Below are 25,400 nucleotides of genomic sequence, written 5' to 3' on the forward strand. Positions count from 1 at the left end.
TGGAATGGCCGCCGTGGACGACTTCCTCGCGACCGTCGGCGACGTGCTGACCCAGATCTGGACGGCCGCCACCACCCCCGTGCCGCCGCCGGCGCAGACGGTGGTGCTGGCCGCGGGCCTCGCCGCGCTCGCCGTCGTGCTGGTCACCCCCGTGTGGCGGGTGGCACGGCACGTCGTGACGATCGCGCACGAGGGCGCGCACGCCGTCGCCGCCATGCTCACCGGGCGACGCCTGGACGCCATCCGGCTGCACTCCGACACCTCCGGCCTGACGGTGTCCGCGGGCCGGCCGCGCGGCTTCGGGATGATCGTCACCGCGTTCGCCGGGTACGTCGGCCCCGGTCTGACCGGCCTCGGCGCCGCCTGGCTGCTGCGGCACGGCTACGCGGTGGGGCTGCTGTGGCTGCTCGTTCTGCTGCTGGCCCTCCTGCTGCTGAAGATCCGCAACTGGTTCGGACTGTGGTCGATCCTCGTCTCCGGCGCCGCCCTCGTCGCCGTCTCGTGGTGGCTCGAGCCCGCCGCGCAGGCGACCGTCGCCTACGCGGTGACGTGGTTCCTCCTGATCGGGTCCGTGCGCCCCGTGCTCGAGCTCCAGGCGCAGCGGACCCGGGGCCGGGCGCGGCGGTCCGACGCCGACCAGCTCGCGGCGCTGACCCGCACGACCGGCATCCTGTGGGTCGCGGTCTTCCTGCTCGTCACCGTCGGCTGCCTGCTGCTCGGCGCGACGTGGATCGTGGAGCCGGCGGCCTGACGGCCGGGCCCGACCGGCGCGTCAGAGGCGCGCGTACCGGGCGCGGGCGAACGAGTAGACGCCGTAGGCCGCGATGCCCAGGCCCGTCGCCACGAGCAGCACCGCGCCGAACGGCTGCTCCCTGATCGTGCGCAGCGCGTCGTCCAGGCCGCCCGCCTTCTCGGGGTCGGCCGTGACGGCGGCCGCCACGAAGAGGCCACCGAGCACCCCGAGCGCGATCCCCTTGGCGACGTAGCCGACCTGACCGAGCCGCACGACCGCCTGCCCGACGGCGCCGCCCCCGGTCGCGCGCAGGTCGTCGCGGAACGACTTCCGCCAGCCCTTGACGACGTGGAAGACGCCGACACCGACGATCACGGCGCCGACCACCGCGACGAGCCACCGGCCCGCAGGGGCGCGCATGAGGTCGGCCGTGAGCCCCTCCTCCGAGCCCCCGCCGGACGACCCGGTCGCGACCCGCACCGCGGTGCCCGCGAGCACCCCGTACAGGACGGCCTTCGCCGCGGCCTTGGCCCGGGCGCCGGCCTGCTTCGCGGCGTCCGTCCCCGGCACGCCCGCCACCGCCTCGGTGAGCTGCCACAGGGCCAGGCCCGCGAAGCCCGCCGCCGTCAGCCACAGGAGCACGGCGCCGCCCGGCGCCGAGGCCAGCTCGCGCAGCGCGCCCTGCTGGTCGGCACTTCCCCCCGAGGAGCCGAAGGCCAGGCGCACGGCCAGCCAGCCCAGGAGCAGGTGCAGCACGCCGGACGCGACGTAGCCGGCGCGGGCGAGGGTCTGCAGGGCGGTGCTGTCGTTCGCGCTGCGCGAGGAGCGTCGGACGGCGCGGGCGGGGTCGGGCACGGGTCACCTCCATCGGTGCCGCGGGGGTCGCGGCACCACACCATGGCGCACCCGAGCCCTCATCGCACGCCGGCCCGGCCGACGCCCCCGGACACGACGACGGCCGGGCACGGAACGATCTCCGTGCCCGGCCGTCGGAGGACCGGTCAGGCGGGGACGCGGTGCGCCCTCGGGGCGCGCCGCGTCCCCGCCCGGACGTCACGCCTGCGGCGTGAGCACGAACCCGGGACCCTGCGCGGCAGGGTCGGTGTCGAGGGTCAGGGTGTCGAGGGCCGGAGCGGCCTGCGCCTCGACGAACACGTGCGTGGCTCCCTCCTCGTCGACGACCTGGTCGTCGGGCTGGGGCGCCGGGACGAGCGCGAGCTCGAAGTTGCCGGGCTGGCCGGCGGACTGCGCGATCCGCAGCCCGCCCTCGTCGGGCACCCCCGCCTGCTGGGCGAGGTCCTGGACGGCGGTACGGGCGTTGTCGGTCACGGTGAGCATGGACGCTCCTCTCGTCGGTCCTTGCGAACCCGTCCACCGAAACAGGACCTGGGGCCCGACGCAACGATGAGACGCGATCGGGACGAGATCTCCCGGTGGGTGAGACCCCGCGTGACAGCCGTCCCGTCGCGTCGATAGGTTGCCCTCCGTGACCGGATCGTGATCTTTCGGGCGTCGTTCCGACCGTGTCCCAGGTCACACGCGTACGCGACGCCCGCGGCCCCGCGTACGCTGTCCGCAGCCGGCGACCGACCTCTCGGGCGGACGGCGGCGGGCCTCTAGCTCAACTGGCAGAGCAGCGGACTTTTAATCCGCGGGTTCAGGGTTCGAGCCCCTGGGGGCCCACGTGGATACCCCTTGCCCCGCCGTCGTCGCCCACCGCGGGGCGTCCGCGGACGCACCGCAGAACACGCTGGCCGCGTTCGACCTCGCCGGGCAGGTGGGGGCCGCGATGGTCGAGCTCGACGTCCACCTCAGCGCCGACGGCGTCCCGATGGTGATCCACGACCGGACGGTCGACGCCACGACCGACGGCACCGGCGAGGTGCGCGGCCTCACCCGGGACGAGCTGCAGGCGCTCGACGCCGGCGCATGGTTCGGCCCGGAGTCCGCCGGGCAGCGCATCCCCACGCTGGCGGAGGTGCTGGACGTCGTCGCGCGACACCCCGGCCTCGGCATCCTCTGCGAGTACAAGGGCCGCTGGTCCGCCGAGGACGTCGCCGTGGCGATGCGCGTGCTGGACGACCCGGGGCTCGACGGCCGCCTCGTGGTGCAGGGCTTCGACCCGGCGACGGTCGCGGCCCTGCGCGACGTCGCGCCGCAGGTGCCGCGCTCCCTGCTGGTGGAGCAGCCGCGCGACGACCTGCACGCGCTCCTCGCCGAGCTCGACGCGGCCGCCGTCAGCCCCGGGGTGGCGCTGGTCGCCGCCGATCCGAAGCTCGTCCCGAGCGCGCACGCCGCGGGGCGGCAGGTCTTCGGCTGGACGGCGAACGACGAGCCCACCTGGCAGGCGCTCGTCGACGCGGGCGTGGACGGCATCATCACCGACCGGCCTGCAGCCCTGCGCGACTGGCTCTCCTCCGCGCCACCGGCCAGGGGCTGACCCGCCGGCCTCCGGCGCGCCTCAGCGGCGTGGCGCGTGCAGCCAGCCCGAGAGGCGACCGGTCACCCACGGCAGCACCCAGAACGACATGATCGGCGTGAGCACCAGCGTCGAGACCAGCACCCGCAGCACCACGTGCAGCTCGGCGAAGGGCGGCACGAGCCACCCGACCAGGACGGTGAAGGCGAGGTTCACGGGGAAGAAGCCGAGCCAGATGGCCACCGACTGCTTCCAGCGGGGCGGCGCCGCCAGCAGCGGGGGCCCGGCGGGCTCGTCCTGGCGCACCGGCGGGTCGAACCAGCCCTCGATGCCGGTGCGCTTCTCCACCCGGCGCTCCTCGACGAGGCCCTCCCCGGCGGCGAGCCAGCGCCGGCGCTCCGGCGACTCCTCCCACGCCTCGAGGCGGGCGGCGTCGGCGAACCGGTAGAGCATGATCCAGTCGGCGCCGCCCTCCGAGGCGCGGATCCAGCCCGAGCCGAGGAAGCCGTCCCAACGGTTCGCGAGCCGGACGCCGGACTGCACCCAGGCGGTGACCTCGGGGACGCGGTCGGTGCTGACGGCGCGGTGGATCGCGACGGTCACGGGTGCGGAAGTCATCCGAGCATCCTGAGGCGCGGCCAGGCGTCGCACCCCTCGACCACGGCCCAGCGGGACGACGCGTCCCACGATCCGGGCGCCCCGGCGAGGATCACCGGGATGTCCCGGCCTTCACATCTCGTCCCTACCCCCCGCACGGGATTCGTGTCGTCTGGTCCCCTCGTTGGCCCGGAGCACCCGGTGAAACGGTTGAAGATGGAATGAGCTTCCGACCGGTGCGAGCTCCCGAGAGGTTCGAGCTCCCCGCCTTCCCTACCCCGAGGACTTCCCCACGTGACCGAGCACGCCCCTGCGCCGCTGCCCCGGCGCCGCGACATCCACCACCCGACCCGGCAACGCCGCGCCGACGTCCGCGCCGACGAGTCCGCCAGCCGTCCCACGACGCCGCGCCTCGGGCGCCGCACCGTGCGCGCCGGCGTCCCCGTCGCGCTCACCGTGATGGCGCTGACGACCGGGGTGGTCCTCACCGGCAACTCCACGGCCTCCGGGGAGACGCGGACCGCGGCGTCGACCGACGCGGGCTCGTCCTCGGTGGGCACCATCGAGGCCGGCACGTTCGGCACCGTCTCCCCGACCGCCTCGGCCACGACGGCGATCGTGCGGCCCGCGCTGTCCGGCGCCGCGGGCGCGACGTCGGGCGCCGTCGGCTCGGAGACCGCAGGCACGGCGAAGGGCGACGCCGAGCAGGCCTCGTCGAAGGACACCGCGAAGAGCGCCGCCCCGTCCGGCGACGAGGCGCTCGCCGCCGCCCAGCAGGCTCTCGCCCGCGCGGACCAGGTGACGACCGAGTCGCTCGGCGTGCCGGCCAAGCAGCGCAAGGCCGTCGCGAAGAGCGCCGCGCACCTGCGCGAGGTCGTCTCCGACCGCACCGGCGACGCGGCGGCGTCACGCGCCGGCGAGCGCACCGCGCTCGACGTCCGTGCGCAGGACGCGGCCGACGTCGCCGACGCGACCGAGGACCTCACCGCCCTCGTCGAGAAGACCGACACGAGCACGATCAACATCACGCCCGCTCCCGCGACGCCCGCCGAGGTCCTCGACGCGCAGGCCGCGGCAGCCCGCAAGGCCGCCGACTCCCTCAAGAAGTTCGCGGACGACACCGACGGGTACGAGAACGGCCGCCTCGCGTCCGCGGACCTCGAGGGGCTGTCCTTCGCGTCGGGCGAGTCCCTGCGTCGCGACGCGGCCGAGCAGCTCGAGCGCCTCGACGCCGCCTACCGGGCACGCTTCGGCGAGCACCTGCAGATCCGTGACTCCTACCGCTCCTACGAGTCGCAGGTGTCGGTCAAGGCGAGCCGCGGCTACCTCGCCGCCGTGCCCGGCTACTCGGACCACGGCTGGGGCATCGCCGTCGACATCAACGGCGGCGTCGAGGAGCGGTCGAGCGCCCAGCACCAGTGGCTGGTCGAGAACGCCGCGAAGTTCGGGTGGTACAACCCCGACTGGGCGCAGGCCGACGGGCGCAAGCCGGAGGCCTGGCACTGGGAGTACCGCTCGCTCTGAGCCCTGCCCGGCAGCGGGCGGGTCGGCGGCGGGTCAGGCCCAGCCGAGCTCGTGCAGGCGCTCGTCGTCGATGCCGAAGTGGTGGGCGATCTCGTGCACCACGGTGACGGCGACCTCCTCGACGACGTCGTCACGCGTGTCGCATATGGCGAGGGTGGGATTGCGGTAGACCGTGATCCGGTCGGGCAGCGAGCCCGCGGCCCAGAACTGCCCGCGCTCGGTCAGCGGCACGCCCTCGTACAGCCCGAGGAGCTCGGGGTCGTCGGCGGGGGCGTCGTCCTCCACGAGGACGACGACGTTGTCCATCATCGCCGCCAGGTCGGCCGGCACCTGGTCCAGGCCGTCGCGGACGGCGTCCTCGAACTCCTCGCGCGTCATCTCCACCACGCTTCCCATCCTCGCCCACGGACGGGCACGGACGGGCACGGACCGTCCCCGGCGGCTGGGTATGCTTGCCGGGTCCAGCCCCCATCGTCTAGCGGCCTAGGACCCCGCCCTTTCACGGCGGTAGCACGGGTTCGAATCCCGTTGGGGGTACGTCCGTAGGGATGCCGGCACCGCCGGAAGCCCTGCGAAACGGCGCATCCGCGCTGGTCAGGATCCGATTTCAAGATCCCGGCGAGCATGGGGTACGCTTCTTCTCGGCTCGAAACGAGCTTCCTCGGTGGGAGTCCACTCCTCACCTTGGCCCTGTAGCGCAGTTGGTTAGCGCGCCGCCCTGTCACGGCGGAGGTCGCGGGTTCAAGTCCCGTCAGGGTCGCGCATGATGCGCCCGGTTCGTCGGCAACGGCGCCCGGGCGTTCGTGTCCAAGGCTCTGTAGCTCAGTTGGTAGAGCGTTCGACTGAAAATCGAAAGGTCACCGGATCGACGCCGGTCGGAGCCACCATCGAGACCCCCACGCCCTCGGCGTGGGGGTCTCGTCGTTTTCCGCCAGGAATTGCCTGGACCAGCAGGGACGGGTTGAGTGGGACCGCACGGACGATCACCACACGCAGGACCTCACGCAGGATCGGAGCAGCCGATGACGGACTGGGACGACGGGCGCACGCCGCCCGCCGAGCAGACACCCTCCATGGGGCGGCTCGTGGAGCAGCTGTCGGAACAGACGACGCGGCTCGTGCGCGCGGAGGTGGCGCTCGCCAAGGCCGAGATGACCGAGAAGGCGAAGCGTTCCGGCATCGGGATCGGGCTCGTCGCCGCGGCGCTGGTCATCGTGCTGTATGCGGTGGGGGTGCTCATCTGGGCCGGCATCATCGGCCTCGACGAGGTCTGGCCGCTGTGGCTCTCCGCGCTCGTCGTCGGGGTGGCCATGCTGCTCGTCGCGGGCCTCGCCGTCGCGATCGCCGTGGGCCAGCTCAAGAAGGCGGCCCGCCGGCCCGAGACGATCGACCGGGTCAAGGAGGACGTGGAGACGATCAAGAAGGGGGTGCGCCGGTGACCGAGCCCACGACGCCCGAGAACAAGGCCCCGGTGCCCACCACCCGCGAGCTCGAGGACGAGGTGGCCCGCACCCGCGCAGAGCTCAGCGCGACCCTCGACCAGCTCGCGACGCGCCTGTCGCCGAAGTACCAGGCGAACCAGTTCGCGCGGGCGACGAAGCAGGCGGCCGGCGACGCCGGCGCGTTCGTCACCGGCGGCGGGTTGCCCGCGACCGACCCGCGGCGCAAGCGCAACGCCCAGGTGCTCCTCGGCGCCGCGGCGGCGGGCCTCGCGCTGGTCGTGATCGTCGTCGTGCGCGCGCGGCGCCACTGAGCGCCCCCCGCGCTCGAGCGGCGCCGCGCCTGAGTGCGGCCCTACTTGTCCGGCGTCGCCTCCTCGGAGGCGGCGCCGAGCAGCGCGCGCACCTCCGACTCCTTGTAGCGGCGGTGACCACCGAGCGTGCGGATCGACGAGAGCTTCCCCGCCTTCGCCCAGCGGGTCACGGTCTTCGGGTCGACGCGGAACAGGCTGGCCACCTCGGCAGGCGTCAGCAGAACCTCGGAGTCTCCGTGGAGCGACATCCCCTGCACCTCCTGGTACGGACCGGCCCGGGCGGCGCCCGGTGTGCGGACACGGTCTCGCTCATCCATTGTGTGCAGAAAGCGGGATTGAGGCGACTTGGGAGCCGGATGAAATCGTCCGGATCGTCCTGCATGGCCAGACTCGTACCCGTGCGCCCGATCTGGCACCACCGCGGATCCCTCCCGACCGCTCCGCGCACCGATCGGTCTCGTGACGTGAGACACGATCCGGGCAGGATCACCCGCTCCGACGTCCGTCGATGCGCACGGCACGTGTCGCGGAGTGGAGGGAATGGCGCGCGAGCATGTACCGTTGGGGTCTGAACAGACTACTTACGCACGGGGCCGCCGTCACGGACGGCGCAAGCCCCGCTCCTACGTTGAGGGGGTCTCAGCCATGGGCCGCGGCCGTCAGAAGGCAAAGCAGACTAAGGTCGCTCGCGAGCTGAAGTATTACAGCCCCGAGACGAACTACCACGCGCTCGAGCGGGAGCTCAAGGGCAGCGAGGGCAGTCGAACGGATGTCGCCACGGAGGACCGTTCCTCCCCGGACGACGAGTACGACAACCGATACAACTCCTGGGGCGACGAGCGCTGAGCCCCTGGCGCCGGACCCCGTGACCTACGGGTCCCGACGCCGCGCGCGAAGGGCCGGACGGCAGCAGCCGTCCGGCCCTTCGCCATGCGCGAGGTCGTGCGCGGGGGAGGTCCCGCTCCCCCGCGCGGGACGTCAGCGGTAGTCGCCGGTGAGGCGGACCGCGCCGCCCTGCACACCCTTGGTCCCGGCGACCAGGTCCTCGGCCGGCGCCGCCGGGTCCAGGTCCTCGACCGTGCCCAGCACCCACGCCGGCACCCCGCGCGCCGCGAGCGTCGCCAGGGCCGCGTCGACGCCGTCCGCGCCGACGACCGCCACCATGCCGACGCCGAGGTTCAGGGTGTTCTCCAGGTCGCGCCGCGGCACGGACCCGAGCTCGCGCACGGTGCGGAAGACCGCGGGGACCTCCCACGAGGCGCGGTCCACGGTCGCCACCGTGCCGGCGGGCAGCACGCGCGCGAGGTTCGCCGCGAGGCCGCCTCCCGTCACGTGCGTGACCGCATGCACCTGGGCGGCCGGGTCCTCGGCGAGCGCGAGGACGTCGCGCGCGTACACGCGCGTGGGCTCCAGCAGCTCCTCCCCGAGGGTGCGGCCGAACTCCTCGACGTGGCGGTCCAGCGACCAGCCCGCGTGCTTCACGACGGCGCGCACCAGCGAGTAGCCGTTGGAGTGCAGGCCGCTCGAGCCCATCGCGACGAGCACGTCGCCGGCGCGCACCCGCTCCGGGCCGAGCACCGCGTCCGCCTCGACGATGCCCGTGGCCGCGCCCGCGACGTCGTACTCGTCCGGCGCCAGGAGGCCAGGGTGCTCGGCCGTCTCGCCGCCGACGAGGGCCGTGCCGGCCACCTCGCAGGCCTGCGCGATGCCGCGCACGATGTCGGCCACGCGCTCGGGGACGACCTTGCCGGTGGCGATGTAGTCGGTCATGAACAGCGGCTCGGCGCCGACCACGACGATGTCGTCCACGACCATGCCGACGAGGTCGAAGCCGATCGTGTCGTGCTTGTCGAGCGCCTGCGCGATCGCGACCTTGGTGCCGACGCCGTCGGTCGACGTCGCGAGCAGCGGCTTGCGGTACTCGCGGATCGCCGAGAGGTCGAAGAGCCCCGCGAAGCCGCCCACGCCGCCGAGGACGGCGGGCCCGTGCGTGCGGCGCACGGCGTCCTTCATCAGCTCGACGGCCTTGTCGCCGGCCTCGGTGTCGACGCCGGCCGCGGCGTAGGTCAGGGGTTCGTTCGTCACGTGGGGCTCACCGTTCGTCGGCTGTGTGTCGGTCGGCTGTGTCGGTCGGCTGTCAGGCGGGGTCGGCCGTCGCTCAGGGGTGGTCGAGCGCGGTGCCGCCGCCGGCCCCCACGGAGACCGTGCGGAGCCCGTCCTCGGGGGCGCCGAGCGGCAGCTCGGCCTGCTCCAGCAGGTGCTTGCCGAGCTGGTCGGCGGTGGGGAGCTCGATCGGGTACTTGCCCGTGAAGCAGGCGGCGCACAGCTGGGACGCCGGCTGCTCCGTGGCGGCGATCATGCCCTCGGTGGAGATGTAGCCGAGGGAGTCGGCGCCCAGGGACTGGCCGATCTCGTCCGGGCTGAGGCCGTTGGCGATGAGCTCGGCCCGCGACGCGAAGTCGATGCCGTAGAAGCACGGCCACTTCACCGGCGGGGACGAGATGCGCACGTGCACCTCGGCCGCGCCCGCCTCGCGGAGCATGCGGATCAGGGCCCGCTGCGTGTTGCCGCGCACGATCGAGTCGTCGACGACGACGAGGCGCTTGCCGCGGATCACTTCCTTGAGCGGGTTGAGCTTGAGGCGGATGCCGAGCTGGCGCAGCGTGTCGGACGGCTGGATGAACGTTCGGCCCACGTAGGCGTTCTTGGTGAGGCCCTGCCCGAACGGGATGCCCGACTCCGCGGCGTACCCGACGGCCGCCGGCGTGCCGGACTCCGGCGTCGGGATGACGAGGTCCGCCTCGACCGGGTGCTCCCGGGCGAGCGTGCGGCCCATCTCGACGCGCGCTGCGTGCACCGAGCGGCCGTTGATCGTGTTGTCGGGGCGGGCGAGGTAGACGTACTCGAAGACGCAGCCCGCGCGCTCGGGCTCGGCGAACTTCTCGGAGCGCAGGCCGTCGGCGTCGATCGTGATCAGCTCGCCCGGCTCGACGTCGCGCACGTACGACGCGCCGACGATGTCGAGGGCCGGCGTCTCCGACGCGACCACCCAGCCGCGCTGCAGGCGGCCCAGGACCAGCGGGCGCACGCCCTGCGGGTCACGGGCGGCGTAGAGGGTGCCCTCGTCCATGAAGACGAGGGAGAACGCACCCCGCAGCTTCGGCAGCACCTCGAGCGCGGTCTGCGCGAGCGTGTGGTCGGCGTCGCCCGCGAGCAGGGCCGTGATGAGCGCCGTGTCGGTGGTGTTGCCGCGCGCGAGCTCGCCGCGCCGCTGGGCGCCGTAGCGCTCCGCCACGAGGTTCACGAGCTCGGCAGAGTTGGTGAGGTTGCCGTTGTGCCCGAGGGCGACGGTGCCGCCCGCGGTCGCGCCGAGCGTCGGCTGGGCGTTCTCCCAGGTCACGCCGCCGGTGGTGGAATACCGGCAGTGGCCCACCGCCAGGTGGCCGGTGAGGGCGTCGAGCGCCGTCTCGTCGAAGACCTGGGACACGAGGCCCATGTCCTTGTAGACGAGGATCTGCTCACCGTTGCTGGTGGCGATACCGGCGGACTCCTGTCCGCGGTGCTGCAGGGCGTACAGGCCGAAGTAGGCGAGCTTCGCGACCTCCTCGCCGGGGGCCCAGACCCCGAAGACGCCGCACGCGTCCTGGGGTCCCTTCTCGCCGGGCATGAGGTCATGGTTCAGGCGGCCGTCAGGGCGCAAGGGCATGGTGCGAGTATCCCACAGGGCCCCGGTGCGTCGACCTGCCCGGACGCCTCAGCGGCGGCGCAGGCTCCGCCGGTCGGAGACGACCGCGATCAGTCCGCCGACGCCGAGGCCGACGGCGATGCCGCCGAGGATCATCACCGACACGTAGACGCCGGGCTTCATCAGGCTCTCGGAGGCACCGGACGCGTCGATGAGCCAGGTGGAGAAGATCAGCCCGACGACGGCGCCGACCAGCGCGCCCACCCACAGGAACACCGGGTACTTGGGGGCGCGGCGCACCCGCTCGGGGTCGACCAGCAGCGTCACGTCCTGCGGCTCCTCGACGTCGTCCGTCCGGGTGTCGGAAGTGCCGCCGACGGCGGGTTCGACGGTCTCCGCCGGCGCCTCCGGGGCGTGCGGCGTGGCGCCGTCGGGTGCCGGGGCGTCCTGGTCGGGGGTCGAGCTGTTCACCCCTCGAGCCTAAGCCACCCGCCGGCACCCGACGGCGGCCCAGTCAGGCGGCTCCCAGGTCCTTCCAGGGGCCCCACGGCGTCGAACCGGGCTCGTCGTGCCGGGAGTACCACTGCGCCTGCCAGCGGTGCCCGTCGTGCACGACGACGTCGCCCTTGCCGTACACCCAGGTGTCGGTCCACGCGGGGAAGGTCCCCGCCGGCGTCACGACCGGGGCCCCGACCTCGGCCCACGGCCCGTACGCCGAGGCCCCGGGGCGGTCGCCGCGCGACCACCACAGCGCCTCGAAGAGCCCGCCCTCGAAGGCGACCCGGTCGCCCTTGCCGTACGTGGCCTTCGCGTCCCAGGCGGGGGCCGCCGGCACGAGGTCGAGCCCGACCAGCAGCGGGTCGTGGTCGGACGACCGGAACGGCGTCTCGTCGTACAGGATCGTCGCGTTGTAGTTGTAGCGGCTGTACTCGTTCGCCACCGGCTCGTACGCGTTGATGTTCCAGATGTCGGTGCCCGCCACCCGGTCGATCAGGCCCGACGAGGCGAGGGCGTGGTCGAGGGAGCCGACCGCGCTGTCGAACGCGTACGTGTACTCGCCCGTGGTGGGCCCGAGGTCCGTGTAGGCGGCGTCGGTGAGGACCATGATCGGGTCCTCCTGCTCGTAAGAGTTGAGGTCGCCCACGAGCAGCACGGCGTCGGTCCCGGCGTCCGCGGCGACGTCGTCGGCGAAGGCGACCAGCGCGGTCGCCTGCCGCACACGCGACTCGTTGGAGGCGCCCTGGCCGTCGCCCGTGTCCTCGTCCCCGGGCCACGGGCCCGCCGACCCCTTCGACTTGAAGTGGTTGGTGATCACCACGACGTCGTCGCCCGGGTCGGCGTCGACGCCGCCGGCCGGCTGGAACACCTGCGCCAGCGGCTGGCGCGCGTTGCCGAACGCCTCCGGGTCGTCGCGGATCCGCGAGGTCCCGACGGGCTCGGCGCCCGCGGTGCGGTAGACGAACGCCGTGCGGATGACGTCCTCGCTCGCGGGCAGGTCCGCCGGCGAGGCGACGAACGCCCAGGTGCCCGCGCCGTCGTGCGCGTTGAGCGCGTCGACCAGGTCGGACAGCGCCTGGTCGCGGTCCTTGCCGAACGCGGCGGAGTTCTCGATCTCCTCGAGCCCGACGACGTCGGCACCGAGGGCTGAGATCGCGGCGACGATCTTGGTCTGCTGCCGCTCGAGGTCCTCCGCCTCGGCCGCGCCGCGGGCGTCGCAGCCGCCGCGCACCGTGACCGGGTCGCCCGCGCGGTCCGTGTAGTACGTGCACCCGTCGAGCTGGTCGCCCGTGGTGGTGAAGTAGTTGAGCACGTTGAAGGTGCCCACCTGCAGCGTGCCGCCGACGTCCTGCGGCGACGCCTCGCGCGTGTCCTCGAACGTCGCGGGCTGCACGTCGGCGGCCACGTCGGGCGTGAGCCGGTGCTGCGGCTGCAGGCCCCAGGCGTCGTAGCGGTAGTCGAGGACGACGGGCCGCGTGAACGTGACGGCGGCGCCGACCCGTACGGGGTCGCCGCCCGTGAGCCACGGCAGGGGCTGCCCGGAGCTGGCGGCCGAGCTGTAGTTGGCCGACGAGCCGTCGTCCAGCAGGACGGCGCGCGCGGCGTTGTCCTCGGCCTGCTGCTTGGCCTCGACCGAGCCGGGGCGGCCGGCCGTCGTCGGCTGCAGCAGCGGCGAGTCGCCCGCGGCGAGCCCGATCGTGCCGTAGAAGTTCGTGTCGTAGTTGTCCGTGACCGTGAAGTCGCCCTGCGGGGCGAGCAGCATGCCCTCGAGCGCCTCACGCTCGGCGTCGGTCGCGGGCCAGGTGGTGGCCAGCGGCTCGACGGCGCCGGGCTCGTCCAGCGCGGTCCAGGAGTCGGCGGCGACCTCGGTGAGGCCGAAGTGCTCGGAGACCTCGCCGGTGACCTCGACGTGGTCGCCGATCTCGAGCGCGTCCGCCGCGGCGCGGGAGTACACGAAGACGGCGTCGGAGGCGCCGGGCGTCGCGTCGGCGGCGGGGTCGCCGCCGGTGCCCGCCGTCTGGAGGTACAGGCCGTCGAAGCCGCCCGTGGGGTAGGTGGCGGTCACGACGCCGGTGGTCGTCACGGTCGTCCCGGCCAGCGGCGACGTCGCGCCGGTGCCCTGGATCTCCGCGATGCTCGCGTCCTGCCCCGGACCGGGGTCGGTGCCCGGGTCGGTGCCGCTCGCGGTCGGCGTCGGCGCCCCGACGGCGAAGTCCGCGGCGTTGTCGGCGGTGTGCGCGTGGTCGCGGCGAGCGACCGACGTCGCGTTCGTCGTCGCCGGCGCGGGCCCCGACCCGGCGAAGGCGCTGGCGCTCGCGCCCCAGCCGACGAGGTCGACGACGGCCTCGGCCGCAGCGCAGTCGGCGCCGGCGCACGCCAGGCGGTCGGTCGAGCGCACCAGCGCCACCTTCGCGCCCGTGCCGGACATCGCGATCGTCCCGGTGACGTCGGGCGTCGGCAGCGCGGGCAGCGAGGTGTTGGAGCCCAGCGCCTGCGCGACGAGGAACGACCCGCCCGCGGGAATCTCCCCCGAGAGGTTCGTCTGGGAGCCGTTGGCCCAGGTGCCCGCGGCGGACGCGTACTGCACCGACCAGCCCTGGAGGGACACCGGCTGGTCCGTCGGGTTGTACAGCTCGACGAAGTCCTGGTTGAACGCGGCCCCGCTGTTGCCGCCGCCCCCGTACACCTCGTCGATGACGACGGGGACCTCGGGCGAGACGACGGCCGTCGCAGGGACGGCCAGGGCGACGCCGACGGGCAGGACGAGCGCGGCCGCGGTGGCGGCCGCGAGCGGTGCTCGACGGCGGGAGGGACGGGTGGGGCTCACGGTGGCTCCTTCGCGGCGGACGTGGGTGACGTCACCTCAGCAGACCCGCGTGAACCGGTGTTGAACCCCACGTCACCGGACGTCGTCGTCCGGCCGTCAGGATGCGTGCCTGCTCGGTGCGCCGAACGTAGCGGAACCGGCCGACACCCGCGCGCTCTCCGGCCGCCCCGCGGGCTCCGCTACTACCTCGGCGCCTCATGTACTACCTCGCGAGGATCAGCACTACCTCGCGGGGTTCGGCACTACCTCGCGGGGGTCCGGACTACCTCGCGCGGCTCAGGGGCGCGGACGCGCGGCCTGCAGCGGCAGCAGTGCGGACAGGTCGGCCCGCTCCCCCGACGCGCTCACCCGCCCGGACGCGACGGCGTCGGCCCACGAGAGCCGGCCGGTGGCGAGCGCGAGCCAGGTCTCGACGTCGGTCTCCACCACGTTGGGCGGCGTCCCGCGCGTGTGCCGCGGCCCGGCCACGGCCTGCACGGCCCCGGCGGGCGGCACGCGCACCTCGACCGAGTTCCCGGGCGCGACGTCGGCCAGCTCCTCCAGCGTGAACCGCACCGCCGTCGTCACGACGGGTCGCGAGGTGTCGCCGCCCAGCCACGCGGCCACGGCCGCCCGTCCGGCAGCAGGTTCGGTCCGTCGTCGCGCAGGCACGCCAGCACCTTAAGCCTCGCCACCCACCGTCCGACGGCGTCGTTCCGCGCGCCCCACCGCAAGTGGTCCGGGTCGGTCCGCCGGCTCACCCCGCGTCGGGCAGGACGAGCGCTCGGTGACGAGCGCGCTCGCCACGCACACGGCGAGCCGAAGGACGGGCGAGGGGCGGGAGTTCCTTCGCGCGGACGTATCCCTCCCGAAGTGGAGGGCGCCCTGGCGCCCGTGAACGCGTCCGCGCGAAGGAATGCCCGCCCCTCGCGACCGTGAGCTCAGGAGCGAACCGTCAGGAAGCAGCGAGCTCCGCCCGGACCTCCTCCCGCAGGCGCCCGTGACGTGACGGCTCGGGGGCGGCGGCGAGCAGCGTCTTCGTGTACTCGTGCTGCGGGTTGAGGATGACCTCGTCGGACGGCCCCCGTTCCACGATGTCCCCCCGGAACATCACGATGATCTCGTCGCTGAAGTGCCGCGCCGTGGCGAGGTCGTGGGTGATGTACAGGACGCCGAGGTTCTCCTCGCGCTGCAGCCGGGCGAGCAGGTTGAGCACCCCGAGCCGGATGGAGACGTCGAGCATCGAGACGGGCTCGTCGGCGACGAGGAACCTCGCGCCGGGTGCGAGGGCGCGGGCGATGGCGACCCGCTGCCGCTGGCCGCCGGACATCTCGTGCGGCCGCTTGACCGCGTAGAGCTCGGCCGGTGTGAGGTTGACGCGCTCCAGCAGGTCGTGGACCGCGGGCTCGAGGGCGTCTCCGCTCGCGACACCGTGCAGCTTCAACGGGCGCTCCAGGTGGTGCGCCACCGTGTGGTACGGGTTGAGCGACGCGAACGGGTCCTGGAAGACCATCTGCACCTGGTGGCGGTAGCTCGACAGCGCGCGGCCGCGGCGCCCGATGGGCCTGCCGTCGAGCAGGATCTCGCCGCTCGTCGGGGTCTCGAGCTGGGAGATCATCTTGGCCACGGTCGACTTGCCGGACCCGGACTCGCCGACGAGAGCGAGGGTCCTGCCGGGCTCGAGCGTGAACGACACGTCGTTCACGGCACGCAGGGTGCCGCTGCGCAGCCCGCTGCGGACCTTGAACTCCTTGAGGAGGTTGCGGACCTCGAGGCTGCTCATGACGCCTCCTCCTCGGCGGCGTCACGCGTGACGCCGGTGCGGACGAACGAGCCACGGTCGCCCGTGAGGCTCGGGAACGAGTCCAGGAGCTGCCGCGTGTACGGGTGCTGGGCCCGCGCGTAGATGGACTCCGACGTGTCGAGCTCGACGATCCGGCCGGCGCGCATGACGGCGATCCGGTCGCTGATCTCGAGCAGGAGGGGCAGGTCGTGCGTGATGAACACGACGGCGAAGTTGAACCGCTCGCGCAGCCGCATGATCTCGCGCAGGATGCCGCGCTGGACGACGACGTCGAGCGCGGTGGTCGGTTCGTCCATGATCATGACCTGCGGGTTGAGCGCCATCGCCATGGCGATCATGACGCGCTGGCGCATGCCGCCGGACAGCTCGTGGGCGAAGCTGTCGAGGCGCGTCGGGTCGACCCCCACGAGCTCGAGGAGCTCGGCGGAACGCGCGGCGCGCTCCTTCGTGCCCATCTGCGGCCTGTGGGTGGTGAGGACGTCGCCGAGCTGCTTGCGCACGCTGATCACCGGGTTGAGCGAGTTCATCGCCCCCTGGAACACCATGGACACCTTGTCCCAGCGGAAGGCACGCAGCGCGTCGCCGGTGAGGCTGACGACGTCGATGTCGGTGCCGTTCGCGTCGTGGAACGTCACCTCGCCGGAGCGGAGGATGGCCGGGGGCTTGAGGAGCCGGTTGAGGCCGTAGGCGAGCGTCGTCTTGCCGCACCCCGACTCGCCGGCGAGCCCGAGGATCTCGCCGCGGTGCAGCGTGAGGGAGACGTCGTCCACGGCGCGGACGGGCGGGTCCACCTCGTACTCGATGGACACGTGCCGGGCGGTGAGGACCGGCTCGAGGCGGGCCACGTGGTCGTCGTGCGTCGGCGACGACAGGGGGCCGGTGGTGGTGGCGGTCATGCGTCGACCCTCTCCTTCTCGGCGGCGACGGTCTCCGTCGCGGCTCGGCGGCCGAGCTTGTCCTTGCCCGCCTTGCGCGCCTCGCGGACGCTCTTGGCGGCGGCGGGCGCGAGCCGCAGCTTGGGGTTGACGATCTCGTCGATGGCGAAGTTGACGAGGGAGAGCCCGGTACCGAACAGGGCGATCATCAGGCCCGGGGGAACGAACCACCACCAGGCGCCGCGGGTCAGCGCTCCGCCGCCCTGCGCCTCGTTGAGCATCGTGCCCCAGGTGATCGACCCGTTGGGCCCGAGGCCCAGGTAGGACAGGCCGGCCTCGCCCAGGATGGCGAGCACGATCGCGAAGAGGAACTGGGACGCCAGCAGCGGCAGCAGGTTGGGCAGCACCTCGACCCCGATGATGCGCGGCGTCTTCTCCCCGGCGACACGGGCCGCGGAGACGTAGTCGCGCACCCGCAGCGACCGGGCCTGGGACCGCAGCACGACGGCGGGGCCCGCGAAGGCCGTGACGCCCAGGATGAGCGCGACGACCCACAGGCTGCGCACCTGCAGGTAGCTGGCGACGACGATCATCAGCGGCAGGCCGGGGATGACGAGCATGATGCCGGTGACCAGCGAGAGGAACTCGTCGGTCCAGCCGCGCAGGTACCCGGCGACGACGCCGAAGAGCAGCGCGAGGACGATCGCGACGAGGCCTGCGGTCACGCCGACGACCAGGGAGCCGCGGGCTCCTTCGGCGAGCTGGGCGAGCACGTCGTAGCCGAGGCTGGTCGTGCCGAGCCAGTGGCCGGGCTGCGGCGGCAGCAGCGGGTCGTTGGCGGAGCTGCGGGGGTCCTGCGTGACGAAGGGGCCCACGATCGCGAACAGCACGATCCCGCCGATGAGGATGAGCCCGGCGAGGAGCTTGCCCGACATGGAGGGCAGCATCTGTCGCACGCCGGACCTCTTGCCCGGCGGCGTGGGAGCGGTGGCCGGCGTGGTGTCCGGCGTGGTGGCGGGTGCGGTGGTCTCGGTGTCAGTCATTGTGGCGCGTCCTCGGGTCCAGGAAGCCGTAGATGAGGTCCATGAGGAACAGCGCCGCCAGGACCGCGAGCGTGATGACGAGGAAGACGCCCTGCATCAGCGCGTAGTCGTTGTTGCGCACCGCCGTGATCATGAGCTTGCCCACGCCCGGGTACGTGAAGACCTGCTCCATGACGAGGGAGCCGGCCACGACGAACCCGAGGGAGACGCCGAACCCGGCGAGGGACGGCAGCGCGGCGTTGCGCATCGCGTAGGTGGTGAACACGCGGCGCGGGCGCAGGCCCTTGGCCTCGGCGGTCGTGACGTAGTCCTCCGACAGCGTGGAGACCATCATGTTGCGCATCCCGAGCAGCCAGCCGCCGACCGACGAGATGACGATCGTGACGGCCGGGAGGAACGCGTGGTAGAGTACCGAGCCGACGAAGGCCCAGCTCCACTCCGGTCCGTTGAAGTGGAAGACGTCGTACGCGCCGATGATGGGGAACCACTGGAGGCTCACGGCGAACACGAAGATGAGCACGAGGGCCACCCAGAAGTAGGGCAGCGACTGCAGCATGGTGGTGCTCGGCACGAGGCTGTCCACCCAGGTGCCGCGCTTCCAGCCGGCGAGCGCGCCCAGCCCGATCCCGAGGACGAACGAGATGACCGTCGCCGTGCCGACGAGGCCGAGGGTCCACGGGATCGCGTCGCCGATGAGCTCGGTCACCGGCGTCGGGAAGTTCGTCACCGAGACGCCCAGGTTCCCGGTGAGGACGTTCTTCCAGTACGTGACGTACTGCTCCCACAGGGACTGGTCCTCGGCCGCACCGAGGAGGAGCCGGATGCTGTTCTCGGTACCCGCCGGGATGCCTCCGGCGCGCTGCAGCTTCGCCATGAGGATCGAGAACGGGTCGCCCGGCAGCATGCGCGGGATGAAGAAGTTCAGCGAGATCGCGGCCCACAGGGTCACCGCGTAGAAGGCGATCCGCCTGGCGTAGAACTTCATGGGGTCGGGCCGCCCTTCGGTGTCGCGGGCATGCGGCTCCTCCTCGCTCGGTGCGTCACTGCGTCGTGGTGCGGGTCGTGCGGGTGACCGGCGGGCTGAGGAGCCCGCCGGTCACCGGGCCGGGAGCGCGCTACTGGGCGCCGCCGAGCTTGCCGAGGATGACGCCCGAGGACGGGCCCTGCCACGACGGCGGGAACATGTACATGTCGTCCTCCGTGGGCCAGCCGGCGAACTTCGTCGTGTTGAAGAACGTCTGCGTGCCGTTCACGACGATCGGGATGTACGGCAGGTCCTCGACGATGTGCTCCTGGACGGTGGCGTAGGCCTCCTTCTTGGCGGCCTCGTCGTTCGTGTGGGACGCGGCCTCGACGGCGGCGTTCACCTCGTCGTCGTCGTAGCGGGAGATGTTCCACTCGCCCGGCTCGAGCGCGGTGCCGACCTTCTGGGTGTAGTCGCCGGTGAACCACTCGCGGTAGATCTGGAACGGGTCGGCCAGCGAGGTGCCGACGACGCCGCCCATGATCAGCTCGAACTCGCCGGAGACGCGCGCGTCGGCGAACTCGTTCCAGGAGATCGTGGAGGCGGTGACCTTGAGCCCCGCGGCCTTGGCCTGCTCCTCGATGAGCTTGGCGGCGTTGTTGAAGTCCGACCAGCCGTCGACGGAGGTCAGCGTCAGGTCGATCGGCTTGCCGTCCTTGCCGTAGAAGCCGTCGGCGTCCTTGGTGTAGCCGGCCTCCTCGAGGATCTTCCCGGCGGCCGCGACGTCGGCGCTCTGCGGCGACTCCTTCGGCATGCCGTCCGCGATCCACTTGTCGTCGCGGCCGAGCAGGGCGAACGTCGGCGAGATCGGCTTGGCGAGCCCGACGAACGCCTTCTCGGTGATCGCGGAGCGGTCGATGGCGGCGTCGAGCGCCTGGCGGACGGCGACGTCCGTCTGGGCGCCCTCGCAACCCAGGTCGGTGTTGGAGCACGTGTACAGCACGACGGGGTCGACGGGCGTGTTGACGTACCCGAAGCCGCCGGTCGAGGTGATCCGCTCGGGATCCGGCACGAACATCGTGGTCCAGTCGATCTGCCCGGTGGTGAGCAGGTCCTCCGCGGACTGGTTGGCGTCGATGCCGACGTAGCGCAGGGAGGCGACCTTCGGCGCCCCGCCCCAGTAGTCCGGGTTGGCCTTCGCGGTGTACGCGGCGTTGGACGCCGTGTCGAGCATGTACGGCCCGGTGCCGACCGGGGACTCCGCGTTGTCCCACGCCACGAGCCCGGTGAGCGCGTTGCCCTCGGCGTCCTCGCCGGCGTCCTTCTCGTGCTCGGAGAACACGTGCTTCGGCACGATGTACGTGCTGCCGAGGATCGCGAACTCGTTCGCGAACGCCGGCTCGTCGAAGGAGAACACCACGGTGGACTCGTCCTGCGCGACCGCGTCCTTGAGGTAGACGGGCTTGGCGGTGTCGTTCGTGAACGAGTACACGACGTCGTCCGCGGTGAACGGCTGGCCGTCGTTCCACTGCACCCCGCTGCGGAGCTTCACCGTGAGCTCGGTGCCGTCCTCGTTCCACTCGAACGACTCGGCGAGCATCGGCGTGGGGTCCACGTCCTGGAGCTTGTTGTACGCGAACAGCGACTCGTAGATGCCGCCGTTGGCGAGGTGCAGCACGCCCACCGCGTAGGGGTTGAAGTTGGGCGTGATCGGGGTCTGGGAGCCCGCCCAGATCACGAGCTCCTGGTCGGTGGCCTGCCCCTCGGCCGCGGGGGCGCTGGTGCCGTCGCCACCGTCGTCGCCCTCGGCCGAACCGGAGCACCCGGCGGCCAGGAGGGTCACGGTGGTCAGGGCGGCGGCGGCTGCGAGCCACCGTCCGCGGATCTTCCCTCGGATCATCGTTGGTCCTTCCAGTCGGCAGCGCACCCTCACGCCGCGATCGCTCACGCTTAGGGAAGGGACCTTAACGAATAGTCGCAGGGGCGGCGCTAGACCTTGAATCGTTATAAGGCAGGAGTGTTATCAAAACGTCACCTGGGGCTCCTGCGAGCCGGGCTGCGCGAGGACGGAGCCGGCCGCGGCAGGGCGCACCGTCACGTCTGCGCGCCCGCCGTCGTCGGTCGGGGTGAGGCCAGAACCTCGCCTCGACCGAGCCCCCTGCCCCCTGGCCCCTGACCCCCGACCCCGACCGAGGAGCGACCATGACCGCGACCCACGACCACGAGCACGCGATCCGGCAGCTGCTGGGGTCGCTCGTCGGCGCCCTGCGCGCCAAGGACCTCGACGCGGTGCGCGAGATCTACGCACCCGACGTCGTCTCGTTCGACGTCGAGCCCCCGCTGCGGCACGTCGGGATCGATGCCAAGCTGCGGAACTGGGTGCAGGTGTTCGACGCCTTCGCGACCGTCGACTACGAGCTGCGCGACCTCGCCCTGACCGTCGACGAGCACGTCGCCTTCGGGCACGCCCTCGGCCGGCTCGGCGGCACCCTCGCCGACGGCACGCCCGTGCCCGGGACGTGGGTCCGCGGGACGTTCGGCCTGCGTCGCGACGGTGAGCGCTGGCTGGTCGCGCACGACCAGGTGTCCGTCCCCGTGGACGTGCGCACCGGAGCCGCGGCCGTCGACCTCGAGCCCTGACCCGGGGAGAGCCAGGCCCGCCCGGCAGCCTCGTCAGCCCAGCGTGAAGAGCACCCGCCGGTCGGGCACCGACGCCTCGGCCAACGTCGCGCGGACCCGCTCGCCCAGCGGCAGCCCGACGCCCTCGATGCGTGCCCGCACGGCCGGCGCCTCGAGCATGATCTCCCCGCGCTGCGGGCCGTCCGCCGTGCCGTCCTCGCCGTCGCCGCGCACGTCGACGACGACGCCGCCGAAGGCCTGCCCCTCGCGTCCGGCGAGCAGCGCCGCCTCGACGACGTCCACACAGCCGCGCTCGAACGCGCCCGCCGTGCGCGAGGCCGCCTCCATCGTCTCGGGCAGGGTGGGGAGCGCCTCGGTCACCCAGGCGGGCGGCTCCTTGCCCGCCGCGTGCGCGAGGCACACCTCGGTCGCGTACCGGTCGGCGAGCCGGCGCAGCGGCGCCGTCACGTGGGCGTACTCGGCCGCGATCGCCGCGTGCCGCGCGTCCGCCGGCAGCGCGACCGGCGGTCCGCCGTCGGGCCCGGGCACGCCGAACGCCAGGTAGCCCGCGCCGCGGAAGAGCGACGTCGCCTCGGCGAGGAAGGCCGCGTGGGCGGGACGACGGGACTCCAGCGTCGGGACGAGCTGGGCGTACGAGACCTCGTCGGGCCAGTCGATGCCCAGCGCACCGGCCGTGCGGCGCAGGCGCGCCACGTCCCGGTCGTCCGCCGGGGGCAGGGTGCGCAGCAGGCCCACGCCCGCCTCGCGCATCATGGCCGCCGCGGCGATGCCCGTGAGGAGCGAGATCTGCGCGTTCCAGCCCTCGACCGGGAGGTTACGGCGCAGCTCGAGCGCGAACGACCCGTCCGCCCCGGGCACGATCTCCTGCTCGGGGACCTCGAGCGACACCCCGCCGCGGTCGCGCTCGCGCTCCTGGCGCAGGCGCCCGACGTCCGCCAGCAGGGAGAGGGAGTCCGACGCCGTCCCGGCGTCGAGCTGCCCCTGGACCTCGCCGTAGGTGAGGCGGGCGCGCGACCGCACGGTCGCGCGGGTCACCGAGCTGCTGGTGATCTCGCCGTCCGCGTCCAGCCCGATCGTCCACAGGACGGCGGGCCGGTCCTCGTCGGGCAGCAGGCTCGCGGCGCCCTCGGACAGGACGGGCGGGTGCAGCGGGGTGCGCACGTCCGGCCCGTAGACGGTCGTGCCGCGCCGGTGCGTCTCGGCGTCGAGCGGACCGCCCGGCCGCACGAACGCGGCGACGTCGGCGATGGCGTACCGGACGATGTAGCCGCGGCCCGACGACGCGACGTGCACCGCCTGGTCGAGGTCCATCGAGCCGGGCGGGTCGATGGTCACGAACTCGACGTCGCGGCGGTCCTGGCGGCCCTGCTCGGCACGGCCCTTGCCCTTGCCCTTGCCGCCGAGGGCGGACCCGCCGTCCGAGGCGGACCGCTCCGCCTCCTCGCGGACCTCGGCGGGGAACATGGCGGGCAGGCCGACCTCGGCGCGGAGCGCGGCGAGGGCGTCGGCGACCTCGGCCGGGCCCGCCTGGGCGAGATGGAGCTGACGCGTCGGCACGGCTCGACGGTAACGGCGCACGACCCGGGACGCGCGGCGAGGGCCCGGACCGTGAGGCACGGCACGTGAGTGCGTGCCGCACGTTTTCGACAGGCTCCGCCGCGGCCAGATATCTTGATGTCAAACAATCTCTCGTCCACCACTGCCCTGCCTAGGGAGCAACGCCGCATGACCACCGAGTCCCGGCCCGAGGCCGCCACGATCATCTACACGCACACCGACGAGGCGCCGCTGCTCGCGACGTACTCGTTCCTCCCGATCGTCGAGGCGTACGCCGCGCAGGCCGGGGTCACGCTCGAGACGCGCGACATCTCCCTCGCCGGCCGCATCCTGGCCCAGTTCCCGGAGCGGCTCACCGACGACCAGCGCATCGGCGACGCGCTCGCCGAGCTGGGCGAGCTGGCCACCACCCCCGCCGCCAACATCATCAAGCTGCCGAACATCTCGGCCTCCGTGCCGCAGCTCAAGGCCGCCGTCGCCGAGCTGCAGGCCCAGGGCTACGACGTCCCGAGCTACCCCGAGGACCCGCAGACCGACGCCGAGAAGGACGTGCGCGCCCGGTACGACAAGGTCAAGGGCTCGGCCGTGAACCCGGTGCTGCGCGAGGGCAACTCGGACCGCCGCGCCCCCGCCTCGGTGAAGAACTACGCCAAGGCGCACCCGCACCGCATGGGCGCCTGGTCGGCCGACTCGAGGACGAACGTCGCGACGATGGGCTCCGGCGACTTCTTCTCCCACGAGAAGTCCGTCGTCGTCCCCGCCGACGACACCCTGACGATCCGCCTCGTCACCCCGGCCGGCACGACCGTCCTCAAGGACGGCCTCAAGGTCGAGGCCGGCGAGGTCGTCGACGCGACGTTCATGTCCGTCGCCGCGCTGAACACCTTCCTCGCCGAGCAGGTCGCCCGCGCCAAGGCGGAGGGCGTGCTGTTCTCCGCGCACCTCAAGGCCACGATGATGAAGGTCTCCGACCCGATCATCTTCGGCCACGTCGTGAAGGCGTTCTTCCCCGCCCTGTTCGAGAAGTACGGCGACGAGCTCAAGGCCGCGGGCATCTCCCCCAACGACGGCCTCGGCTACCTGCTGTCCACGGTCGACACGCTGCCCCACGGCGCCGAGATCCGCGCCGCCGTCGAGCAGGGCCTGGCCGACGGCCCGGCGCTCGCGATGGTCGACTCCGACCGCGGCATCACGAACCTGCACGTGCCGTCCGACGTCATCATCGACGCGTCCATGCCCGCGATGATCCGCGGCGGCGGCCACATGTGGGGCCCGGACGGCAAGGAGCACGACACCCTCGCCGTCATCCCCGACTCGTCGTACGCCGGCGTCTACCAGACCGTCATCGACGACTGCCGCGCGAACGGCGCCCTCGACCCGGCCACCATGGGCTCCGTGCCCAACGTGGGCCTCATGGCCAAGAAGGCCGAGGAGTACGGCTCGCACGACAAGACGTTCGAGATCTCCGCCGACGGCACCGTCGAGGTCGTGAACGCGGCCGGCGACGTGCTGCTGAGCCACGACGTCCAGGCCGGCGACATCTGGCGCGCCTGCACCACCAAGGACGTCGCGATCCGCGACTGGGTCAAGCTCGCCGTCAACCGCGCCCGCGCCACCGGCTCCCCCGCCGTGTTCTGGCTCGACGCGCAGCGCGGCCACGACGCGCAGCTCATCGCCAAGGTCGAGGAGTACCTGGGCGACCACGACACCGACGGCCTCGACATCCACGTGATGGCGCCGGCCGAGGCGACGGCGTTCTCGCTCGCGCGCATCCGCCAGGGCCTGGACACCATCTCGGTGACCGGCAACGTGCTGCGCGACTACAACACCGACCTGTTCCCCATCCTCGAGCTGGGGACGTCGGCCAAGATGCTGTCGGTCGTGCCGCTCATGAACGGCGGCGGCCTCTTCGAGACCGGCGCCGGCGGCTCCGCCCCGAAGCACGTGCAGCAGCTGCTCGCGGAGAACTACCTGCGCTGGGACTCCCTCGGCGAGTTCTTCGCGCTGGCCGCGTCGTTCGAGCACCTCGCCACGGTCACCGGCAACGCGCGCGCCCAGGTGCTCGCGGACACCCTCGACCGCGCCACGGGCACGTTCCTCGACCAGGACAAGTCCCCGACGCGCCGCGTCGGCGGCATCGACAACCGCGGCTCGCACTTCTACCTCGCCCTCTACTGGGCGCAGGAGCTCGCCGCGCAGTCCGACGACGCCGCCCTGGCGGCCGCGTTCGGCCCGCTCGCCGCGTCGCTCGCCGAGCAGGAGCAGACGATCGTCGCCGAGCTCGTCGGCGTGCAGGGCTCGCCGGCCGACGTCGGCGGCTACTACCGCCCCGACGCCGCCAAGGCCGCCGCGGTGATGCGCCCGTCCGCCACCTTCAACACGGCGCTCGAGGCCCTCTGACGCCGAGATAGAGAAGGCGAACCCGCGAGATAGAGAAGCCCGGAGGGGCCGCACCGGCTGCGGCCCGTCCGGGCTTCTCTATCTCGCGGGTTCGCCTTCTCT

Annotated in this window: 24 protein-coding genes and 4 tRNA genes; 12 read left to right on the top strand and 16 right to left on the bottom strand. The window is 72.9% G+C overall.

All coding sequences use genetic code 11. The annotated features are described in order from the left end of the window. Positions 1-4 precede the first annotated feature (4 nt). Positions 5-751, top strand: a complete 747-nt coding sequence (locus tag ABZ493_RS07665; RefSeq protein ID WP_430581580.1) for a M50 family metallopeptidase — start codon at positions 5-7, stop codon at positions 749-751. A 21-nt stretch (positions 752-772) separates the two neighbouring features. Here ABZ493_RS07665 and ABZ493_RS07670 read toward each other — a convergent pair whose 3' ends face one another. Further along, positions 773-1,588: a DUF1206 domain-containing protein gene (locus ABZ493_RS07670; protein ID WP_430581581.1), complete on the bottom strand. Its 816-nt coding sequence runs from the start codon at positions 1,586-1,588 to the stop codon at positions 773-775. A gap of 198 nt (positions 1,589-1,786) precedes the next feature. Further along, positions 1,787-2,071 (bottom strand): iron-sulfur cluster biosynthesis family protein, encoded by a 285-nt coding sequence (locus ABZ493_RS07675; protein WP_429765986.1) that lies wholly within the window; start codon positions 2,069-2,071, stop codon positions 1,787-1,789. 272 nt (positions 2,072-2,343) lie between these two features. Between ABZ493_RS07675 and ABZ493_RS07680 the strand changes: the two genes are divergently transcribed. Both ABZ493_RS07680 and ABZ493_RS07685 read left to right on the top strand, forming a co-directional pair. Next, positions 2,344-2,416, top strand: a tRNA-Lys gene (locus ABZ493_RS07680). A 1-nt stretch (position 2,417) separates the two neighbouring features. Further along, on the top strand, positions 2,418-3,173 hold the full coding sequence (locus ABZ493_RS07685; protein ID WP_430581582.1) for a glycerophosphodiester phosphodiesterase family protein: 756 nt from the start codon (positions 2,418-2,420) through the stop codon (positions 3,171-3,173). 21 nt (positions 3,174-3,194) lie between these two features. On the opposite strand, the gene ABZ493_RS07690 is transcribed toward ABZ493_RS07685, so the two are convergent. After that, complete coding sequence (locus ABZ493_RS07690; protein WP_430581583.1) at positions 3,195-3,770, bottom strand: antibiotic biosynthesis monooxygenase; 576 nt, start codon at positions 3,768-3,770, stop codon at positions 3,195-3,197. A gap of 273 nt (positions 3,771-4,043) precedes the next feature. Here ABZ493_RS07690 and ABZ493_RS07695 point away from each other — a divergent pair, with 273 nt between their 5' ends. Next, positions 4,044-5,273 (top strand): M15 family metallopeptidase, encoded by a 1,230-nt coding sequence (locus tag ABZ493_RS07695; protein ID WP_430581584.1) that lies wholly within the window; start codon positions 4,044-4,046, stop codon positions 5,271-5,273. 33 nt (positions 5,274-5,306) lie between these two features. Here ABZ493_RS07695 and ABZ493_RS07700 read toward each other — a convergent pair whose 3' ends face one another. After that, entirely contained in the window at positions 5,307-5,669 is a 363-nt protein-coding gene (locus ABZ493_RS07700) for a metallopeptidase family protein (protein ID WP_430581585.1), read from the bottom strand. Between the two features lie 68 nt (positions 5,670-5,737). On the opposite strand from ABZ493_RS07700, the gene ABZ493_RS07705 reads away from it, so the two are divergent. From ABZ493_RS07705 to ABZ493_RS07725, 5 genes are all read left to right on the top strand, one after another. Further along, a tRNA-Glu gene (locus ABZ493_RS07705) sits at positions 5,738-5,810 on the top strand. Between the two features lie 149 nt (positions 5,811-5,959). After that, positions 5,960-6,033, top strand: a tRNA-Asp gene (locus ABZ493_RS07710). Between the two features lie 51 nt (positions 6,034-6,084). Beyond that, positions 6,085-6,160: transfer RNA gene (locus ABZ493_RS07715), tRNA-Phe, on the top strand. Positions 6,161-6,295: 135 nt separating this feature from the next. Beyond that, entirely contained in the window at positions 6,296-6,712 is a 417-nt protein-coding gene (locus ABZ493_RS07720) for a phage holin family protein (protein WP_430581586.1), read from the top strand. Continuing rightward, positions 6,709-7,026, top strand: coding sequence for a DUF3618 domain-containing protein (locus ABZ493_RS07725; RefSeq protein ID WP_430581587.1), 318 nt, complete (start codon positions 6,709-6,711; stop codon positions 7,024-7,026). The genes ABZ493_RS07720 and ABZ493_RS07725 overlap by 4 nt, the downstream gene beginning before the upstream one ends. Positions 7,027-7,067: 41 nt before the next feature. Here the strand turns inward: ABZ493_RS07725 and ABZ493_RS07730 are convergent, their stop codons facing one another. Continuing rightward, positions 7,068-7,274 (bottom strand): BldC family transcriptional regulator, encoded by a 207-nt coding sequence (locus ABZ493_RS07730; RefSeq protein WP_079575713.1) that lies wholly within the window; start codon positions 7,272-7,274, stop codon positions 7,068-7,070. A 397-nt stretch (positions 7,275-7,671) separates the two neighbouring features. Between ABZ493_RS07730 and ABZ493_RS07735 the strand changes: the two genes are divergently transcribed. After that, a complete protein-coding gene (locus ABZ493_RS07735; RefSeq protein ID WP_430581588.1) occupies positions 7,672-7,872 on the top strand; it encodes a DUF3073 domain-containing protein in 201 nt (66 codons plus the stop codon). 132 nt (positions 7,873-8,004) lie between these two features. Here the strand turns inward: ABZ493_RS07735 and purM are convergent, their stop codons facing one another. From purM to ABZ493_RS07785, 10 genes are all read right to left on the bottom strand, one after another. Then, a complete protein-coding gene (gene purM, locus ABZ493_RS07740) occupies positions 8,005-9,111 on the bottom strand; it encodes a phosphoribosylformylglycinamidine cyclo-ligase (protein WP_430581589.1) in 1,107 nt (368 codons plus the stop codon). A 73-nt stretch (positions 9,112-9,184) separates the two neighbouring features. Continuing rightward, positions 9,185-10,732: an amidophosphoribosyltransferase gene (purF, locus tag ABZ493_RS07745; protein WP_430581590.1), complete on the bottom strand. Its 1,548-nt coding sequence runs from the start codon at positions 10,730-10,732 to the stop codon at positions 9,185-9,187. A 48-nt stretch (positions 10,733-10,780) separates the two neighbouring features. Then, on the bottom strand, positions 10,781-11,182 hold the full coding sequence (locus ABZ493_RS07750) for a hypothetical protein (RefSeq protein WP_430581591.1): 402 nt from the start codon (positions 11,180-11,182) through the stop codon (positions 10,781-10,783). A gap of 43 nt (positions 11,183-11,225) precedes the next feature. Then, positions 11,226-14,036, bottom strand: coding sequence for an ExeM/NucH family extracellular endonuclease (locus ABZ493_RS07755; protein WP_430581592.1), 2,811 nt, complete (start codon positions 14,034-14,036; stop codon positions 11,226-11,228). A gap of 276 nt (positions 14,037-14,312) precedes the next feature. Next, positions 14,313-14,687 (bottom strand): sterol carrier family protein, encoded by a 375-nt coding sequence (locus ABZ493_RS07760; RefSeq protein WP_430556428.1) that lies wholly within the window; start codon positions 14,685-14,687, stop codon positions 14,313-14,315. Positions 14,688-14,970: 283 nt separating this feature from the next. Next, the gene (locus tag ABZ493_RS07765) at positions 14,971-15,798 is read right to left on the bottom strand and encodes an ATP-binding cassette domain-containing protein (RefSeq protein ID WP_430581593.1); all 828 of its coding nucleotides are present in this window, start codon (positions 15,796-15,798) and stop codon (positions 14,971-14,973) included. Continuing rightward, a complete protein-coding gene (locus tag ABZ493_RS07770; protein WP_430581594.1) occupies positions 15,795-16,715 on the bottom strand; it encodes an ABC transporter ATP-binding protein in 921 nt (306 codons plus the stop codon). The genes ABZ493_RS07765 and ABZ493_RS07770 overlap by 4 nt, the downstream gene beginning before the upstream one ends. Continuing rightward, positions 16,712-17,737 (bottom strand): ABC transporter permease, encoded by a 1,026-nt coding sequence (locus ABZ493_RS07775; protein ID WP_430581595.1) that lies wholly within the window; start codon positions 17,735-17,737, stop codon positions 16,712-16,714. Before ABZ493_RS07775 ends, ABZ493_RS07770 begins: the two co-directional genes overlap by 4 nt. Continuing rightward, on the bottom strand, positions 17,730-18,722 hold the full coding sequence (locus tag ABZ493_RS07780; RefSeq protein WP_430581596.1) for an ABC transporter permease: 993 nt from the start codon (positions 18,720-18,722) through the stop codon (positions 17,730-17,732). Before ABZ493_RS07780 ends, ABZ493_RS07775 begins: the two co-directional genes overlap by 8 nt. 130 nt (positions 18,723-18,852) lie before the next feature. After that, on the bottom strand, positions 18,853-20,601 hold the full coding sequence (locus tag ABZ493_RS07785) for an ABC transporter substrate-binding protein (protein ID WP_430581597.1): 1,749 nt from the start codon (positions 20,599-20,601) through the stop codon (positions 18,853-18,855). A gap of 302 nt (positions 20,602-20,903) precedes the next feature. Here ABZ493_RS07785 and ABZ493_RS07790 point away from each other — a divergent pair, with 302 nt between their 5' ends. Further along, a complete protein-coding gene (locus tag ABZ493_RS07790; protein ID WP_430581598.1) occupies positions 20,904-21,341 on the top strand; it encodes a nuclear transport factor 2 family protein in 438 nt (145 codons plus the stop codon). 33 nt (positions 21,342-21,374) lie between these two features. On the opposite strand, the gene ABZ493_RS07795 is transcribed toward ABZ493_RS07790, so the two are convergent. Further along, on the bottom strand, positions 21,375-22,898 hold the full coding sequence (locus tag ABZ493_RS07795) for an RNB domain-containing ribonuclease (RefSeq protein ID WP_430581599.1): 1,524 nt from the start codon (positions 22,896-22,898) through the stop codon (positions 21,375-21,377). A 168-nt stretch (positions 22,899-23,066) separates the two neighbouring features. Between ABZ493_RS07795 and ABZ493_RS07800 the strand changes: the two genes are divergently transcribed. Next, the gene (locus ABZ493_RS07800) at positions 23,067-25,298 is read left to right on the top strand and encodes an NADP-dependent isocitrate dehydrogenase (RefSeq protein ID WP_430581600.1); all 2,232 of its coding nucleotides are present in this window, start codon (positions 23,067-23,069) and stop codon (positions 25,296-25,298) included. Positions 25,299-25,400: the final 102 nt, after the last annotated feature.

The organism is Isoptericola sp. NPDC019482, assembly GCF_040632295.1.
Classification (GTDB): Bacteria; Actinomycetota; Actinomycetes; order Actinomycetales; family Cellulomonadaceae; genus Isoptericola.

Bases quoted from the DNA above. Each gene is read 5' to 3' on its own strand.
- ABZ493_RS07665 (WP_430581580.1), top strand. From the start codon at position 5: ATGGCCGCCGTGGACGACTTCCTCGCGACCGTCGGCGACGTGCTGACC.
- ABZ493_RS07675 (WP_429765986.1), bottom strand. From the start codon at position 2,071: ATGCTCACCGTGACCGACAACGCCCGTACCGCCGTCCAGGACCTCGCC.
- ABZ493_RS07690 (WP_430581583.1), bottom strand. From the start codon at position 3,770: ATGACTTCCGCACCCGTGACCGTCGCGATCCACCGCGCCGTCAGCACC.
- ABZ493_RS07700 (WP_430581585.1), bottom strand. From the start codon at position 5,669: ATGGGAAGCGTGGTGGAGATGACGCGCGAGGAGTTCGAGGACGCCGTC.
- ABZ493_RS07720 (WP_430581586.1), top strand. From the start codon at position 6,296: ATGACGGACTGGGACGACGGGCGCACGCCGCCCGCCGAGCAGACACCC.
- ABZ493_RS07730 (WP_079575713.1), bottom strand. From the start codon at position 7,274: ATGTCGCTCCACGGAGACTCCGAGGTTCTGCTGACGCCTGCCGAGGTG.
- ABZ493_RS07735 (WP_430581588.1), top strand. From the start codon at position 7,672: ATGGGCCGCGGCCGTCAGAAGGCAAAGCAGACTAAGGTCGCTCGCGAG.
- purF (WP_430581590.1), bottom strand. From the start codon at position 10,732: ATGCCCTTGCGCCCTGACGGCCGCCTGAACCATGACCTCATGCCCGGC.
- ABZ493_RS07765 (WP_430581593.1), bottom strand. From the start codon at position 15,798: ATGAGCAGCCTCGAGGTCCGCAACCTCCTCAAGGAGTTCAAGGTCCGC.
- ABZ493_RS07770 (WP_430581594.1), bottom strand. From the start codon at position 16,715: ATGACCGCCACCACCACCGGCCCCCTGTCGTCGCCGACGCACGACGAC.
- ABZ493_RS07775 (WP_430581595.1), bottom strand. From the start codon at position 17,737: ATGACTGACACCGAGACCACCGCACCCGCCACCACGCCGGACACCACG.
- ABZ493_RS07780 (WP_430581596.1), bottom strand. From the start codon at position 18,722: ATGAAGTTCTACGCCAGGCGGATCGCCTTCTACGCGGTGACCCTGTGG.
- ABZ493_RS07785 (WP_430581597.1), bottom strand. From the start codon at position 20,601: ATGATCCGAGGGAAGATCCGCGGACGGTGGCTCGCAGCCGCCGCCGCC.
- ABZ493_RS07790 (WP_430581598.1), top strand. From the start codon at position 20,904: ATGACCGCGACCCACGACCACGAGCACGCGATCCGGCAGCTGCTGGGG.
- ABZ493_RS07800 (WP_430581600.1), top strand. From the start codon at position 23,067: ATGACCACCGAGTCCCGGCCCGAGGCCGCCACGATCATCTACACGCAC.